Consider the following 16,544-nt stretch of genomic DNA (forward strand, 5'->3'; position numbering starts at 1 on the left):
ACTGTGGATGACGGCGTGCAGTCTTCTGAAAAGGTGCGGTTTATCCGGGAAAACGAGCGTCCTTACGGCGTGGTTTTTGCCTGAGACCCAGGTAACTGAATAACTTTCAAAAGGGGGAGCGCGGCTCCCCTTTTTTACGCCCTCTCAGTAATTTTTAGCAGACGGAGTTAGCATGACTGACCTGACCGATTGCTCCCTGAAATCCGTTCCGGTAATAACTGACGGCTGGATGCAGGGGGCCAGAATAGTAAGAAGCTCGCATTTTAATGAGAGACCCGCCGGGGAAATCAGTCTTCTGGTGATTCATAATATTTCCCTCCCTCCCGGAAAATTCGGGGGCGGCTATGTGGAACGGTTTTTTGCCGGCAATCTCCCGGTGGCCGAGGATCCTTATTTTGAGACCATTAAGGATTTAGAGGTGAGCTCGCACTTTTTTATCACGAGACAGGGGGAAACCGTGCAGTTTGTTTCCTGTCTTAAGCGGGCCTGGCATGCCGGGAAATCTTCATATGAGGGCCGGAGCGCCTGTAATGACTTTTCTGTAGGGATAGAGCTGGAGGGCACCGATATCCTCCCCTATACCGATATGCAGTACCGCACCCTGGGCTTTCTGACTCTGGCCTTGATGAAGGCTTATCCTGACATTACCCCCTCCCGCATTACCGGCCATCAGGATATCGCTCCGGGCCGGAAGACCGATCCGGGACCGGCCTTTGACTGGCAGCGCTTCAAAAATGATCTGGAAAACCTGCGGAATCTCTGAGTTCTTTATTCCCGCTCCCGGCGTTTCGGCCTGAGGCCCGGGAATTTTGCAGAAATACGCTACGTATTCATGACTTCATTCGCTCCTTGTGGCTATAATCGTAGGATACGAGGGGCGATCCCTTTCCATGCTTACTTTCTATAAGGAGTTTACAGTGTTAGATTCTTATCATGCCCAGGCAGAGGAACGCTGCCGCCTTGGTGTGGTTCCAAAGCCGCTGTCCGAGACTGATGTCAAAGAACTTGTTTCATTGCTGGAGAACCCGCCTCAGGGCTCGGAGCAGGAGCTTATTGATCTTCTGGAGAACAGTATCCCTCCCGGAGTGGACGAGGCTGCCAAGGTGAAGGCAGACTTTTTAAATGCTGTGGCCCGCGGAAAGGTGTCAAGTCCGCTTATTACCAGGACCAGAGCGGTGGAGCTTCTGGGCACCATGCAGGGCGGCTATAACGTCTCCTGCCTTATTGATCTTCTGGAAGACCCTGACTTGGGCAGCGCTGCCGCCACGGCTCTTTCCCATACCATTTTGATTTTTGATGCCTTTGACAAAGTGGCTGCTCTGGCTGACAAGGGCTCTGCCAATGCGGCGGCGGTTATTAAATCCTGGGCCGAGGGCGAGTGGTTTACCTCCCGGCCGAAGCTTCAGGATAAGATCACCCTCACGGTATTCAAGGTGCCCGGAGAAACCAATACCGATGATCTTTCCCCGGCTCCGGATGCCTGGAGCAGACCGGATATTCCGCTCCATGCGCTGGCCATGCTTAAAAACGAAAGACCCGGCATTGTTCCGGACGAGCCCGGAGTCAGAGGCCCGGTGTCCGCCATTGAGGATCTGCGCCGGAAGGGCTTTCCCCTGGTTTATGTGGGGGATGTGGTAGGCACCGGTTCTTCCCGGAAGAGCGCCACCAACAGCGTGCTCTGGTTTATGGGCGAGGATATTCCCCATGTTCCCAACAAGAAGGCCGGCGGCTTTGTCTTCGGCGGCAAGATCGCTCCGATTTTTTACAATACCATGGAGGATGCCGGAGCGCTTCCGGTGGAATTTGATGTTTCCGGTCTTGGCATGGGAGACGTCATTGACGTATATCCCTATGAAGGAAAGGTGCGGAAGCATGACGACGGCGCGGAAATAGCATCCTTCCGGCTCAAGACGGAGGTGCTTCTTGACGAGGTGCGCGCCGGAGGCCGCATTCCCCTGATTATCGGAAGAAGCCTCACGGCAAAGGCGCGGAAATACCTCTCTCTCCCGGAAAGCGATCTCTTTGTGAAGCCGCCGATGGCTCCGGATACCGGCAAGGGATATACTCTGGCTCAGAAGATCGTGGGACGGGCCTGCGGCGTTCCCGGAGTGCGTCCCGGCACCTACTGCGAGCCTCACATGACCACGGTGGGCTCTCAGGATACCACCGGTCCCATGACCCGGGACGAGCTTAAGGATCTGGCCTGTCTCAAATTCAGCGCGGATCTGGTGATGCAGTCCTTCTGTCATACTGCGGCCTATCCCAAGCCGGTGGATGTGAAGACTCACGAAACCCTGCCGAAGTTTATCACCTCCCGGGGCGGCATTGCTCTGGAGCCGGGGGACGGCGTTATTCACAGCTGGCTGAACCGCATGGTGCTTCCTGATACCGTGGGCACCGGCGGCGATTCCCACACCCGTTTCCCCATGGGCATTTCCTTCCCGGCCGGTTCCGGTCTTGTGGCCTTTGCCGCTGCCACCGGCGTGATGCCGCTGGATATGCCGGAATCAGTGCTGGTGCGTTTCAGCGGCAAGATGGCTCCCGGCATTACCCTGAGAGATCTGGTTCATGCCATTCCTCTGGAAGCCATTAAGCAGGGACTTCTCACGGTGGAAAAGAAGGGCAAGCGCAATGTTTTCTCGGGCCGCATTCTGGAAATCCAGGGACTGGAGCATCTGAGCTGCGAGCAGGCCTTCGAGCTTGCTGATGCCAGCGCTGAAAGATCCGCCGCCGGCTGCACCATTTCCCTTAATGAGGAATCGGTGATTACCTTCCTGAAGTCCAATATCGCTCTTCTGAAATGGATGATGAACGAGGGTTATCAGGATCTGGACGCTCTTTCCCGGCGCATCAAGGCCATGGAGGCCTGGCTGGCCAATCCGGTGCTGCTCAGAGCCGATGCCGACGCCGAATATGCCGCCGTGATCGACATTGACATGTCCGCCATCAAGGAGCCCATTGTCTGTTGTCCTAACGACCCTGACGATGCCAAGGTGCTTTCCGAGGTCTCCGGTCAGAGCATCGATGAAGTGTTCATCGGCTCCTGCATGACCAATATCGGACACTACCGCGCCGCCGCCGAGATCCTGTCCGCTCAGAAGGGGCAGCTCCCGGTGCGGCTCTGGATCGCTCCCCCCACCAAGATGGATCGCGCTGAAATCATTCATGAGGGGCTTTACAGCATTTTTGGCAGAGTGGGCACCCGCTGCGAAATTCCGGGCTGTTCCCTGTGCATGGGCAATCAGGCCCGGGTACGGGATAATGCCACGGTGATTTCCACCTCCACCAGAAACTTCCCGAACCGTTTGGGCCAGGGAGCCAATGTTTACCTCGGCAGCGCCGAGCTGGCTGCGGTAACCGCAAGACTGGGCCATCTTCCTTCATCTGAGGAGTATTTCCGGGAGGTTGCCGCTCTTAAGGGCAAGGAGGATCGCATTTACTCCTACCTGCATTTTGATGAAATGCCGGAGTATCAGTAAACAGGGCTGCATGAATAGCAGGGCTGATATAGTCAGCTGATAAAAGGGGCGTTTTCCCCTGAAGATTAAGGAGGGCTCAGGCTCTCCTTTTTTTTATGGCTGATAAGGAGCAGCTTCACTGACAGGGACGGCAGGGCCGGGAGATCACAGGGAGTCAGCCTTGGATAAGGCGCTTTGCTTTCGGAATCAGTCTGGCGCGCGATCGTTTTCCAGGAACATTTCTGAAATGGCCTGGGTAAGCTCCTCGATTTCGTTTTCGTTTTTCGGGGCAATGAAGATGGTGTCATCACCGGCAATGGTGCCCAGAATGCCTTCGGATTTCCTGATGGAATCCAGCATCCGGGCGATCATCTGAGCGCTGCCCGGGCTGGTATGCATGACTATGAGATGCCTGTTATGGGAGACATCGAACACCAGGGATCTGATGGTTCCCGTCACCGTGGGGATGCCGAACTCCTCCGGCAGGCAGTACACCATTTCCATGCGGGTGTTGCGGGTTCTGACGGCGCCGAACCTTGACAGCATCCGGGATACCTTTGACTGACTGATGTTCTGAAAGCCCTTTTCGGCAAGGGCCTGCGCTATTTCAGCCTGGGATCCGTAGCGTTCCGCCTGCAGGATTTCTCTGAAGGTCTGTTCCAGTGCCTCGTTGTTGTTTGCATCAGTCATGAGCTTGAATTCCGGTATTGCCGCACAATATGGTCAGTGAATAATTATGCAGCAAAACCGCATAATAATCAAAACACTTTCCGGATAACCGGACATGGCGCAGAGGCGCGGCTTATTCCCGGGAGAGATCCGGAAATCTCCGGAAAACAAAGCTCGGAAAACGGTACGGATACCTCTGCGGTAAAAATGGGCAAAACCTCGCAAAAACGGCCCCCCGTCAAAGGGCATCTTATAAGTCCGTGCTATAATGCCGGTGAACATTTTATCGCCCGGAAAGCACGAGCGCTAAGTCAGGAGCTCTGATCTTCTGCCCGGGTATTAATTGGCCGGGAGCGGCATAGCTTCGCCGTTTGTTACGGTTCGACCTGAGAGGCGGATCTTGCGGCGGAATTTACCCGCTTGCGGAGGATGTCAAGGTTTTCTCCGGTGATTGGGGTAAGATATTCAGAATCTGAAGTTTTAAAGTCGTGTATTGTTAGAGGAATTTGTAATGAAAGTTGCTGTATTAGGTGCTGCCGGCGGTATTGGCCAGCCATTGTCTCTTCTTTTAAAGAATAAGCTGCCTGCCGGTTCAGATTTGGCTTTGTATGACGTGGCTCCGTTTACTCCGGGTGTGGCTGTTGATTTGAGTCATATTCCTTCTGACGTTAACGTGAAGGGCTATACCGGAGACGAGGGTCTGGCAGAAGCTGTCAAGGGCGCCAGCGTAGTGGTTATTCCGGCCGGTGTTGCCAGAAAGCCGGGCATGGACAGAAGCGATCTTTTCAAGATCAATGCCGGCATTGTGAAGTCTCTGGTGGAGGCTGTGGCTAAGAATGCTCCCGAGGCCTGCATCGCCATTATTACCAATCCTGTTAACACCATGGTGCCGCTGGCTGCCGAGGTGCTCAAGAAGGCCGGGATCAAGGATTATGCCAAGAAGCTGTTCGGGGTAACCATGCTGGATACCCTGCGTTCCGAAACCTTCTGGGCCGACGTTACCGGCTACAGCAGAGGCTCTGTCAGAATTCCGGTTATCGGCGGCCATTCCGGCACCACTATTCTGCCGATTTTCTCCCAGGCTCTGGGCTATGATTCCGTATCCGCCGAGGAGATTGAGAAGCTCACCAAGCGGGTGCAGAACGCCGGAACCGAGGTTGTGGAAGCCAAGGCCGGAGCCGGTTCCGCCACTCTTTCCATGGCTGCTGCCGGCGCTCGTTTCGCTCTGGCCATTGTGGCCGGTCTTCAGGGCGTTCCCGGAGTGGTGGAGAGCGCTTACGTGGCTGATGAACAGGGTGAGTATGCTCCGTTCTTCGCCCGTCAGGTGCTTCTGGGCCAGAACGGCGTGGCAGGCCTGAAGCCGGTGGGCAAGCTTTCTGACTATGAAAAGAAATGCCTTGATGACATGCTGCCGGGCCTGAAGAAGGACATTCAGCTGGGCGTTGATTTTGTTAACGGCAATGCCTGATACTGAGCAGGACTGATAACTTAAAAGAAAGGGGCCTCCGGCCCCTTTTTCAGCATTAATGACAGGAAGCAGCATTGGTTTAAGCTGAAGCTTTGCGGCAGGTATGCAGCAAAGCTGCGATAAATATGTGACTCGGTTATCAAATATCAATTCAGCTATCCGGAAATGATTAATTTGGTTCGGTAATAAATAAATTATTGCCGTTTTGGGACGCTAAGAGAGTACATGGAAAATTTTTACAGGAGGTGTCTCTGATGAAGTTCAAGAAAGCATTGCTTCTCATGGGCCTTTCCTGTTTTTTTGCTGCGGGAACGGCAGCTGCGGTGGAGGCCTCCGTAAAGGAGGACGATCCCAATGTCCGCAAGGTGGAAGCTTCGGTAAAGGAATTCCGGGATGCCAACGGAGAAACCCCGCTGGTTCATGTGTATACTCCCGAGGAAATTACTGAATGGGTGATTCTGGGTACAGACCTTTACAACCTTAAGGATGTGAATGCGTGTCAGTTTTCTGATGATATTGTGCTCCGGGCCCGGAAGCACGTGGCCGCCGCCTACGACTATCTCTATTCTCATATGCTCCTTACCGGGAGCTGCGTGCCCCGGGATACGGCCATGGGCATTTTTTACCTGGAAAAGGCCGCGGATCTGGCTTATCCGGCCGCGCTCAGGAAGCTGGGTTTCTTCTATGAAACGGGGCGTTATGTCGCTCAGGATACGGTAAAGGCCGAGGCATTAATGCGCGAGGCTGCTGAGATGGGTTATGTCCCTGCCAGAATCGACTGGGCCGGGATGCTCTTAAGGGATCTGGGATCGGCTCAGGATATGCCGGAGGCTTGGGTTCTTTTGAAGAAGAGCGTGAAAAGCACTCCCTGGGAGGAAGAATATATCACTCTTTACATTCAGGAGCTGGAGTCCAGAATTCCGGAAAATGTTCTGGCGGAAGCGGCTCGGAAAAGCTTTTATTAGCGCAGGAGAGAAAAGCTGAAGGAACGGAAACGCATAAACCATAACCTTACATTATAATTTTTCCGCTTTCGGCAAATTGGAACGGCCTTCCCCGCATTACAGGGGAGGGCCTTGTTGTTTTGGTTCTCATAAGAGAAGCCGAATCCTTCCCGGAACGGAAATTTTCCGGCCGGCCTCGAGGGCCTGCAGAAACCATGGTAAAAACAGCGCCGACCTTCGGGAAGGTGCCTTGGCGGAGCGGAAAAGCGCTGTTTTTTGGAATGCCTAAACCGCTTAAAAATGTGCTATTATGTGCCGCGTCCTTCGGCGGCATCGCAGGCTTTAATGCGAGCCGGAGGATACCGGCGCGCTTCAGGATCATTGCGGCTGAGAATCAGGGAAGCTTTCGGCGGCATCCGGATAGGACTGAAAAGCCGGAAATGCAGGATAGTCGGTTCTGTCCTTTGGGCTCGGCCTGTTTTTGTTGAATTGTTAAAGAAAATAAACTCCTTCAGGGTAACAGTATGTTTGAAAATCTGTCTCAGCGTTTAACCAGGAGCCTTCGCAATGTCATGGGACAGGGCAGGCTTACCGAAGATAATATCAAGGAAACCTTAAGAGAGGTGCGGTTGGCTCTTCTCGAAGCGGACGTGGCTCTCCCGGTGGTAAAGGACTTTATCGCCGAGGTCAAGACTAAGGCTCTGGGCACCGAGGTCAGTCAGGCTCTCAATCCCGGGCAGGAATTCCTTAAGATTGTCTATGACGAGCTTAAGGAGGTTATGGGTTCTGAAAATGCGGAGCTCAGCTTCGCAACGCAGCCTCCCGCAGTAATTCTGATGGCAGGCCTGCAGGGCGCCGGCAAAACCACCTCCGCCGCCAAGCTGGCAAAATTCCTGATTGAAAGAAAGAAAAAATCCGTCATGATGGTGTCTGCTGACGTTTACCGTCCTGCCGCCATTGATCAGCTGGAGACCTTGTCCCGGGATGTGGGCGCGGCATTTTTTCCGTCAACGGCGGAAGACAAGCCTCTTGATATCGTAACAAACGCTCTTGCCGCCGCCCGGAAGCAGTTTGCGGATGTGCTTATCGTTGATACCGCCGGCCGTCTTCATGTGGATGAGGACATGATGGAGGAGATTAAGGCTCTTCATAAGACTCTTAATCCGGTGGAAACCCTGTTTGTTGTTGATGCCATGACCGGACAGGATGCGGCCAATACGGCTGAGGCCTTTAATGCCGCTCTCCCGTTAACCGGCGTTATTCTCACCAAGCTGGACGGCGATGCCCGGGGCGGCGCGGCTCTTTCGGTAAGAAAGATCACCGGAAAGCCCATTAAGTTTGCGGGCATGGGAGAAAAGATCGCCGCTCTCGAGCCCTTCTATCCCGAAAGAATGGCCAGCCGGATACTGGACATGGGCGATGTGCTTTCGCTTGTCGAAGAAATGGAAAGAAAGTTCGACAAGAAAAAGACCGCCGAAATGTCCCAGAAAATGATGGAAGGCAAGGATTTTGATCTGGAGGACTTCAAGAGTCAGATTGCCCAGATGCGCAGCATGGGCGGCATGCTGGGGCTTATGGACAAGCTTCCGGGCATGAACTCCATGCCTGACGAGGTGAAGGATAAGATGGATGACAAAATCATTTACCGCATGGAAGCCATCATTAACTCCATGACCCCGAAGGAGAGAAGAGATCCGGACATTATCAAGGGCAGCCGGAAGAAGCGCATTGCCGACGGCGCCGGAGTGGAGGTTGCCGAGGTAACCCGGCTCCTGCATCAGTTTAATGCCATGAAGAAAATGATGCGGAAGCTGAGATCTCAGGGCGGCATCAGAAAGCTTATCAATCTTGCCAGAACCATGGCCGGAAACGGCGGCATGGGCGGCTTCTTCGGCTAAACGGAGTTACGCTGATTCTGAAAGGGAGTGTCTCAGGATGCTCCCTTTTTATTTCCGGGCGGCGTTTGGGGAAAAGTCAGCAAAAAAGGTTTTGCGGCTCCGGGGAGAAAAGTGTTACGGATCGCAAAATCTGCTTGCAAAATCTGTGTTAAAGGTTAAAATTTTGCCGCCTGTCTAATAAGGTAGGGAAGGTGTTTTTTGCCTTTCGGAAATTAATTTTTTAAGTTAATAATAGAGGAACGATATGGTAATCATTCGTTTAAAGCGTGGCGGAGCTAAGAAGCGTCCTTTCTATCACGTTGTTGTTGCAGATTCCCGCCGTGCTCTTTCCGGCAAGACTCTTGAAGATCTCGGCTACTTCAATCCGCTGGTTCTTAAGGGATCCGACAGTCCTGAGAAGAGACTTGTCATTGACCTGGAGAAGGTTAAGGCATGGCAGGCCAAGGGCGCTCAGCTTTCTGACCGCGTTAAGAAGCTTGTTAAGGACTTAGAGGCTGAGAGCAGCGCTCAGGCCTGATCGGGGACAGGAAGGATTCATGGAAGTGGAAAAGCCTGAAGTTATGGGCAAGTTCGGAGCCGTATACGGGATCCGGGGCTGGCTCAAGGTTTATTCATATACCGGGGATCCGGAAAGTCTTTTTACGTACACCCCCTGGTTTTGTCGCGCTCCGGGGAGTGACTGGCGGGAGATTTCCATAGCGGAATACAAACGCCACGGAGACGGCTTTATTGCGAAGATCGCCGGAATCGATGTTCGCGAGGAAGCGCAGCTCTACACGGGAATGGAAATTGGCATCAGAGGAAGTTCGCTTCCGGATCTGCCTGAAGGAGAATACCGCTGGCGGGATCTTATCGGTCTCAGAGTGGTGAATCTTCAGGGGTATTCCATGGGGAAGGTAAAATCTCTTATGGAAACAGGAGCCAATGACGTACTTGTGGTAAAAGCCGACATTGATGATCAGTATGAAATCAGAGAAAGACTGCTTCCCTACATTGATAATGTGATTCGGGAAGTCAATCTTGCCGAGAAAGTAATACGGGTTGATTGGGAACCTGATTTCTGATTCGGGCTGAGGCAGGAGCTTATGAGAATTGCTGTAATCAGCATATTTCCCGAAATGCTCCGGGCTATTACCGATTTCGGAGTGACCAGGCGGGCAGTCAAAAACGGATTAATAGAGATTCACTGCATAAATCCCCGTGATTTTGCTTACGACAAGCACCAGAAGGTCGATGAAAGGCCCTTTGGCGGCGGCCCCGGAATGCTGATGATGGTGCAGCCTCTCAGAGACGCCATTCTGAAAGCCAAGGAGCTTTTGCCGGAAGCCAGTGTTATCTATCTCTCTCCCCAGGGCCGGGTGTTCTCTCACGGAGCCGCTGTGGAAATGGCCGGGCGCCGGGAAATTATTTTTCTGTGCGGACGCTATGAAGGGATAGATGAGAGGGTAATTGAATCTCTGGTTGATGAGGAATGGTCCATCGGCGACTATGTGCTTAGCGGCGGCGAGCTTCCGGCCATGGTCATGATAGATGCCGTTTCCCGGATGATTCCGGGGGTGCTGGGGGATCAGGAAAGCGCGGCGGAGGATTCCTTCGTCCGGGGGCTTCTTGATTATCCGCAGTATACAAGGCCGGAGGAGATTGACGGAATGCGAGTTCCGGAGGTGCTTCTCAGCGGCAATCACCAGGAAATCCGTAAATGGCGGCTTGGCATGTCTCTGGCCAGAACCTATGAAAGAAGGCCTGATATATTGAAGAATCTAGCTCTGACTGACGAGCAGGAAAAGCTACTTGCTTTATATCTGCGTTCTGCAAAGAAGTAATGCAGGACAGAAACAGTATGGAGTTTCAGTGTATCCTAGATAATGAGGAATTTTAAATGAATATCATTGACGAAATTGAAAAGGAACAAATGCGTACCGACATTCCGGCATTCAGACCGGGTGACACTGTTCGCGTTCAGGTACGTGTAGTTGAAGGTGACAAGGAACGTCTTCAGGCTTATGAGGGTGTGGTTATTGCCAAGCGCAACCGCGGCTTGAATTCTTCCTTTACCGTACGCAAGATTTCCAACGGCGAAGGCATTGAAAGAGTATTCCAGACTCACAGCCCGCTTATTTCATCTGTAACCGTAACCCGTCACGGCAGAGTTCGTCGCGCTAAGCTGTACTATCTCCGTAATCTTAAGGGTAAGGCTGCTCGTATTCGCGAGAAGCTGGTCACCAAGACCCAGGCTCAGGATTAATAACAGATATTCTGTATCAGCCTATTAGACAGGCGGCAGGGGAAACCGGGTTTCTCCTGCTTTTTTTTGCCTGAAGCTGAAGCAGGATGGGCTGATCCGATCGGGCTGTTTATTCGGAGAGATACGGGGAGTGTTTTCGGGAAATGGCGCGGCGGGAGAGTCCCCGGACACAGCTATCCCTCACAGTCAATGCAGGCGGGAACCTGAGGCCAGGCGGGAACTGAGGCAAAGTTCCGCGGAATAATAAATAAGAAGGGAAGACGCCTGCGGCGCTTCCTGTTTAATGATTAAAGGGGCTCCGCCCATTTACCCCTGAAACTGCCGCGTATGGCAAAAATTCCCGCAGAGGCTGTCTCTCTGGGGGGGGGCAATTATCAGGAAAGAGAAGAAAATGCGGGGGAATCTTGAAAGGGCTTCGGAGGACGCCGGAGATCGGAAATAAAAAAGGGAGATCAGCTCTCCCTCCATTTTTATTCTGGTCAGCAGCTCATGGCCTTTTGGAATGACCCGGGCTGCCTCGCCGCAAATCTTACTTGGCTTTCTTTACTACAACAACGGAGTTTTCGCCGCCGAAAGGATTGGCGATGTACTCATCGGCATTCCAGTCGTTATCATACTTTTCAGAACCGTCAGCCATAACATAGTGGAATCTGTACTGATAAGACTCCTTGATTTCGCTTTCAGGGATATCGATGGTGACAGAGAAGCTGCCGGCATTCTTCTTGGCAGTTGACTTCTTAAGAGCTACCGGATCCCAGCCGTTGAAATCGCAGAGAAGTTCAATGGTAGCGGCATCCTGAGCGGCATCCTGCGCTACATCAAAGGTAATTTTAACAACCTTGGCCTTGGCGGACTTGGCAGGAAATTTAACAGTTGTACTCATTTTTCGTGTTCTCCTTTACATAAACGAGTTAATTCGGATCTTTAATTATATTTTTTGCGTTTAAGTGATTCCGACTTTCGACAATGATGATTGTATCACAATATCGTAAACATGAAATGCCTGAAAATGACAGCTTGCGGCATCTCCGTAAGCTGTAAGCATTTATTATCTGTGATCATAGTAAAGGTTTTTATGGATAAAAGTGACTGAAAACGTTATTTTTTCATTTACCTCATTGAATTTTGTTATGAAAACGTTTTTCAAGAATGGAAAGGGGCGGTTTTCAGTTTTAAATGAGCTCCGGGAAGCTCATCCCGGGGGGTGTTTCAGCGCGGGGATAAGGGCTCATGAAAATAATTGTCATTTAATGCCGGGGATTCCGGGACGGGGATCGGATCCGGTGCCGTTCTCCGAATTCCGGCCGGTCTTTTTGTATGCTATTATGAACGCTGTTATTTTGAGCCGCTTTCAGGTTTGCGGCGCCGCCGGCTTTCGGTATTTTGCTGAGAGCGGCAAAACGCGCTCTGGGGCGGGCAGAAGCCGCAGTTTGGGGTTTAAGGATTTTTGAGGGTTTATGGGATACCAGCAGCTGATTGACGGAGACGGCTATCGCCAGAACGTGGGGATAGTCATATTCAACAGCGCCGGTCAGGTGCTCTGGGCCCGGCGCATCGGTCAGAATTCCTGGCAGTTTCCTCAGGGCGGCATTAAGCACGGGGAGAATCCCGAAGGAGCCATGTACCGCGAGCTTAAGGAGGAACTGGGACTGACCCGAAACGATGTCACCTACATTCAGTCCTCCCGTTCCTGGCTCAAGTACAACCTGCCCGCAAGAATGGTGCACTGGGATGAAAAGCCGGTGTGTCTGGGGCAGCGGCAGAAGTGGTTCCTTCTCAGGATCAATGAGGGCGCGGACAGAAAAATCGCCTTTCATAAATCTCCGGTTCCGGCGGAATTCGATGACTGGCGCTGGGTGTCCCTCTGGTATCCTATCCGGCAGGTGGTGGCGTTTAAGAAGGATGTTTACCGGAAAATACTGAAGGAGTTTTCTCAGGCCATTCTTTTTCCGGAAACTCTGGCGGAGTCCCGCATATCCGGCAATCGGACGCTCCCGGAGTCCGGCAGAAGCAAACGGCGGCAGAACGGCGACTGAGTCCTGTCCCAGCCTGATGGTATTATTCCCTTCAGGAATGCCGAAGCTCCAAATTCGACACCCCGCGTCCTATTAACAGGGGATATTTGTCCCCCTGTAGGGTATAATGAGCGGAATCAGTCAGGGGTGTTGAATTATATGAAGCAATATCTGGATCTTCTCAGACACATCATGGAGCATGGCACGGAACGGCATGACCGTACCGGCGTCGGCACCAAATCCGTTTTCGGGTATCAGATGCGCTTTGATCTCAGCCAGGGATTTCCTCTGGTTACTACCAAAAAGTGTCATACCAAATCAATCATTTATGAGCTCCTTTGGTTTTTAAAGGGGGATACCAATATCAGGTATCTTCATGAGCATAATGTCACCATCTGGGACGAATGGGCCGATAAGGACGGCAATCTGGGGCCGGTGTACGGCAGCCAGTGGCGTTCCTGGCCGGATCATCACGGCGGGCATATTGATCAGATTTCTCAGGTTATTGATGAGATAAAGCGCAATCCGGACAGCAGAAGACTTATCGTCAGCGCCTGGAATCCGGCCGATATTCCGGAGATGAAGCTGCCCCCCTGTCATGCTCTGTTTCAGTTTTATGTTTCGGAAGGCCGTCTGAGCTGTCAGCTGTATCAGAGGAGCTGCGACACCTTCCTGGGGCTCCCCTTTAACATTGCCAGCTATTCCTTTCTGATCTCCATGATTGCGGAGGAATGTGATCTTCTCCCCGGAGAATTTGTCTGGACCGGCGGCGATGTTCATATTTACCTTAATCATTTTGAACAGGTGAAGCTGCAGCTTTCCAGAACCCCACGGAAGCTTCCCAGCCTCAGGTTTGCCAGAAAGCCGGATTCGATTTTTGATTACCAGTACGAAGACTTTATTCTGGAAGGCTACGATCCCTGGCCCGGGATCAAGGCTCCGATTGCCGTATAAGATGAATGAGGCTGCGGTTACCGAGAGCTCCGGAAAAAGATCGCCGCAGTAAAAAGGTTGCAGCAGACAGAAAAAACGCAGAAGAAGCTCGCCGCAGAAAGCGAAAACCACAGGAAAAGGACAGAATTGTTATGATAACAGCAGGCAGACTTGATTCCCTGAAGTGGCAGTCCCGGAGAGGGATGAAGGAGATTGATCTTATGCTGGAGCCCTTTGTTACCAGGCATATTCCCGATCTTCCCGAAGAAACCGTTTCTTTCTATGAAAAGCTTCTTCTGTGTTCCGATCTGGAGCTTATTCGCTATCTGCTCAGAAATGTAACCCCTGAGGATCCGGATCTCCGGAAAATTGTGGATCTTGTCATCTCCTGCCACAAACAGGATTTTCCGGATGCGGCTCAGGGCCTGGAATAATCCGGCATCTCTGGTTTAAGTTTATGAAAGGTTGTAAAAATTGGATTCTTGGCCTCACCGGCGGCATTGGCACCGGTAAGTCCACCGTGAGTAACTTTTTCAGGAGCTATGGCTGCACGGTCATCAATTCTGATACCGTGGCCAGAATGGTGGTGGCTCCCGGAACTCCGGGACTCGCTGAAGTAGTGAAAGCCTTCGGGGTATCGGTAACGGAGAACGGCAGAGGACTTTCCCTGGACAGGAGAGCTCTCCGGGAACTTGTTTTCAGCGATGCCGCCAGTCTGGAGCGGCTGAACAGGATCATGTATCCCCTGATCATGGCGGAAATGAAGAAGCAGATTTTGGCTGCCAGCGGCGTATATACGGTGGTTGAGGCTCCCCTGCTTTTTGAATACGGCGTGGAATCCCTTACGGATCGGATATTGTGCATGGTTTCCGATACGGAGACTCAGATCCAGAGAACCATGGAGCGGGATCACTGTTCCCGGGACATTGCCAGGAGCATTGTGGAGAAGCAGATGCCGCAGGATGAAAGAATGCGGAGAAGTCATGATATCATCCGCTCGAATATGCCCCGCCCTGAGGATCTGGAACCGGTTATCAAAAAACTGCATCTCAAGTATCTGGACATCATAGCAGGCATTTCCGGGAACGCTCCTTCAGGAAAGAGCTGATGCGGGGCTCTTCCGATGCCGGGGAAACAGGCAGTGCCCTCCGGCATCTCATGGGTTGTCAGTAAGCTCCGGAGTTCAGAGCTTCATTATTATCCTTATTATTAGTTTTCTGCTTTTCCGGGGTTTTGGGCTTTTCCGGGAACGGCGCATATTTTTTACAGGACAGGGCTTTTATGGAATTCAGCGAATTTGAATTAGATGAAAAACTTCTTAATGCCATCGGGGATTTGCAGTACAAAAAGCCCACCAAGGTTCAGGAGGCGGTAATTCCCGAAGCTCTGGACGGTCATGACATTCTTGCCGAATCTCCCACCGGCACCGGCAAGACGGCGGCGTATATCCTGCCGGCGCTGCAGCACCTTATTGACTTTCCGTCAAAAAAGCTGGGTCTCGCCCGGATCCTGGTGCTGGTGCCTACCAGAGAACTGGCTCTGCAGGTTTCCGAACATGCCCGGGATCTCGGCAAATACCTGAAGGGGCTTTCCGTGGGCACTCTTATCGGCGGCGTGGAGCATGAGGAACAGCTTCCGGTGCTCACCGGCAAAACCGACATTGTGATTGCCACCCCGGGACGTCTTATCGAATATCTCCGAAAGGAAATGTTTGATATCCGGGCTGTGGAGATTCTGGTTCTGGATGAAGCCGACAGAATGCTGGACATGGGGTTTATTGACAATGTGCGGGAAATCTCCCGGGCCGCCTACCGGAGAGAGCAGACCTTCCTGTTTTCGGCCACGCTGGAAGGAGAAATACTGAACCGCTTTGCCAATACCGTGCTTAAGGATCCGGTGGAATTCCATGTGGATGCTCCGAGATCCGAGCATAAGAAGATTAATCAGTACAAGTACTATGCCGATTCCCTGGAGCATAAAACGCTGCTTTTAGAGGCTCTTTTGCGGGATAAGGCCGTGGAAAAGGCTCTGGTTTTTGTTAAAACCCGCGAGGGGCTGCAGAATCTTATCTCCCGGCTGGACAGGGACGGCTTCAGCTTTTCATATCTCAGGGGAGAGATGGATCAGGAGAAGCGTCTTGAGGGCCTCAGAAAATTTACGGACAACACGGTAAGAATTCTGGTGGCTACCGATGTGGCGGCTCGCGGCATTGATATTACCGATATTACTCATGTCATAAATTTTGATATGCCCAGAACCGCCGATGTTTACGTGCATCGTATCGGGCGCACCGCCAGAGCCGGCAGAAAGGGCACCGCCATAAATCTGGTGGAGGCTCATGACGTTCCCATGCTGGAAAAGGTGCAGCGTTATACCGGGGACATTCAGGATACCAGAGTGATTGACAGCCTGCGTCCGAAGAACCGGGTGCCGGAGTTTTCAGGAAAAAAGAAAAAATCCCGGGATGACAGCGGAAAAGACCGGGCTAAAAACAGCAAAAAAGGGTATTTCGGCGGAGAAAAGCCGGAAAAGAAGCCGCACAGCAAGGATCGCCTGCGTGATAAAAAGAATAAGGGGAAGCCGGATTTTGCGGCCAAGAGAGCAAAGAAGGCTCTCCGAAATGAAGCCGCTCCGGACGAAAACAAGAACGGAGAGGAGTCCTGATAACGGCTGGCAGTACCAAGATCCGGCGTATTTGGCGTTATCCGGGGATAACGTTTATATTTTCCGAAAGAGCAGGGAAAGGAGAACAGGCTTATTTGCCTCTTGCTTTCCCTGTTCTTTTCAGTCGGTTTACACCACCTCTTTGATCAGGAATTTGCCATAGACGAACATAATAACGTAGCGATGCAGGCTGGGAACCTTGCGGAGATTGTCGTCCGTAACGTAAAAATTAAGCTGCTTTACCGCCCTC

At 52.2% G+C, this 16,544-nt stretch carries 16 protein-coding genes; 14 read left to right on the top strand and 2 right to left on the bottom strand.

Going from position 1 to position 16,544, the window contains the following annotated elements:
• Positions 1–172: 172 nt before the first annotated feature.
• Together ampD and acnB are read left to right on the top strand one after the other, a co-directional pair.
• Positions 173–763 (top strand): 1,6-anhydro-N-acetylmuramyl-L-alanine amidase AmpD, encoded by a 591-nt coding sequence (gene ampD, locus ACJROR_RS10600; RefSeq protein WP_406547028.1) that lies wholly within the window; start codon positions 173–175, stop codon positions 761–763.
• A gap of 154 nt (positions 764–917) precedes the next feature.
• Complete coding sequence (gene acnB / locus ACJROR_RS10605; RefSeq protein WP_406547029.1) at positions 918–3,479, top strand: bifunctional aconitate hydratase 2/2-methylisocitrate dehydratase; 2,562 nt, start codon at positions 918–920, stop codon at positions 3,477–3,479.
• Between the two features lie 186 nt (positions 3,480–3,665).
• Here the strand turns inward: acnB and argR are convergent, their stop codons facing one another.
• A complete protein-coding gene (gene argR, locus ACJROR_RS10610) occupies positions 3,666–4,148 on the bottom strand; it encodes a transcriptional regulator ArgR (RefSeq protein WP_406547030.1) in 483 nt (160 codons plus the stop codon).
• 490 nt (positions 4,149–4,638) lie between these two features.
• On the opposite strand from argR, the gene mdh reads away from it, so the two are divergent.
• The 7 genes from mdh to rplS all read left to right on the top strand — a co-directional run bounded on the left by mdh (position 4,639) and on the right by rplS (position 10,682).
• On the top strand, positions 4,639–5,595 hold the full coding sequence (gene mdh / locus ACJROR_RS10615; protein ID WP_406547031.1) for a malate dehydrogenase: 957 nt from the start codon (positions 4,639–4,641) through the stop codon (positions 5,593–5,595).
• 254 nt (positions 5,596–5,849) lie between these two features.
• Positions 5,850–6,560 (top strand): tetratricopeptide repeat protein, encoded by a 711-nt coding sequence (locus ACJROR_RS10620; protein WP_406547032.1) that lies wholly within the window; start codon positions 5,850–5,852, stop codon positions 6,558–6,560.
• 503 nt (positions 6,561–7,063) lie between these two features.
• A complete protein-coding gene (ffh, locus tag ACJROR_RS10625; protein ID WP_406547033.1) occupies positions 7,064–8,437 on the top strand; it encodes a signal recognition particle protein in 1,374 nt (457 codons plus the stop codon).
• Between the two features lie 244 nt (positions 8,438–8,681).
• Positions 8,682–8,954, top strand: a complete 273-nt coding sequence (gene rpsP / locus ACJROR_RS10630) for a 30S ribosomal protein S16 (RefSeq protein ID WP_406547034.1) — start codon at positions 8,682–8,684, stop codon at positions 8,952–8,954.
• A 25-nt stretch (positions 8,955–8,979) separates the two neighbouring features.
• Positions 8,980–9,501 (top strand): ribosome maturation factor RimM, encoded by a 522-nt coding sequence (gene rimM, locus ACJROR_RS10635; RefSeq protein WP_406042797.1) that lies wholly within the window; start codon positions 8,980–8,982, stop codon positions 9,499–9,501.
• A 21-nt stretch (positions 9,502–9,522) separates the two neighbouring features.
• The gene (trmD, locus tag ACJROR_RS10640; RefSeq protein ID WP_406547035.1) at positions 9,523–10,260 is read left to right on the top strand and encodes a tRNA (guanosine(37)-N1)-methyltransferase TrmD; all 738 of its coding nucleotides are present in this window, start codon (positions 9,523–9,525) and stop codon (positions 10,258–10,260) included.
• Positions 10,261–10,316: 56 nt separating this feature from the next.
• Positions 10,317–10,682 carry a 50S ribosomal protein L19 gene (gene rplS, locus ACJROR_RS10645; protein WP_406547036.1) on the top strand — a complete coding sequence of 122 codons (366 nt, stop codon included), beginning with the start codon at positions 10,317–10,319 and terminating at the stop codon, positions 10,680–10,682.
• Between the two features lie 529 nt (positions 10,683–11,211).
• On the opposite strand, the gene ACJROR_RS10650 is transcribed toward rplS, so the two are convergent.
• Entirely contained in the window at positions 11,212–11,565 is a 354-nt protein-coding gene (locus ACJROR_RS10650) for an isoamylase early set domain-containing protein (RefSeq protein ID WP_406547037.1), read from the bottom strand.
• A 589-nt stretch (positions 11,566–12,154) separates the two neighbouring features.
• Between ACJROR_RS10650 and rppH the strand changes: the two genes are divergently transcribed.
• The 5 genes from rppH (at position 12,155) to srmB (ending at position 16,294) form a co-directional block, all read left to right on the top strand.
• Complete coding sequence (gene rppH / locus ACJROR_RS10655; protein ID WP_406547041.1) at positions 12,155–12,718, top strand: RNA pyrophosphohydrolase; 564 nt, start codon at positions 12,155–12,157, stop codon at positions 12,716–12,718.
• Between the two features lie 138 nt (positions 12,719–12,856).
• Positions 12,857–13,651: a thymidylate synthase gene (gene thyA, locus ACJROR_RS10660; protein WP_406547038.1), complete on the top strand. Its 795-nt coding sequence runs from the start codon at positions 12,857–12,859 to the stop codon at positions 13,649–13,651.
• A 131-nt stretch (positions 13,652–13,782) separates the two neighbouring features.
• Positions 13,783–14,064 (top strand): succinate dehydrogenase assembly factor 2, encoded by a 282-nt coding sequence (locus ACJROR_RS10665; protein WP_406547039.1) that lies wholly within the window; start codon positions 13,783–13,785, stop codon positions 14,062–14,064.
• A 23-nt stretch (positions 14,065–14,087) separates the two neighbouring features.
• The gene (coaE, locus tag ACJROR_RS10670; protein ID WP_406547040.1) at positions 14,088–14,738 is read left to right on the top strand and encodes a dephospho-CoA kinase; all 651 of its coding nucleotides are present in this window, start codon (positions 14,088–14,090) and stop codon (positions 14,736–14,738) included.
• A gap of 173 nt (positions 14,739–14,911) precedes the next feature.
• Entirely contained in the window at positions 14,912–16,294 is a 1,383-nt protein-coding gene (gene srmB, locus ACJROR_RS10675; RefSeq protein WP_406042981.1) for an ATP-dependent RNA helicase SrmB, read from the top strand.
• Positions 16,295–16,544: the final 250 nt, after the last annotated feature.

It is taken from the genome of Succinimonas sp., from assembly GCF_045225735.1.
Taxonomy (GTDB): Bacteria; Pseudomonadota; Gammaproteobacteria; order Enterobacterales; family Succinivibrionaceae; genus Succinimonas.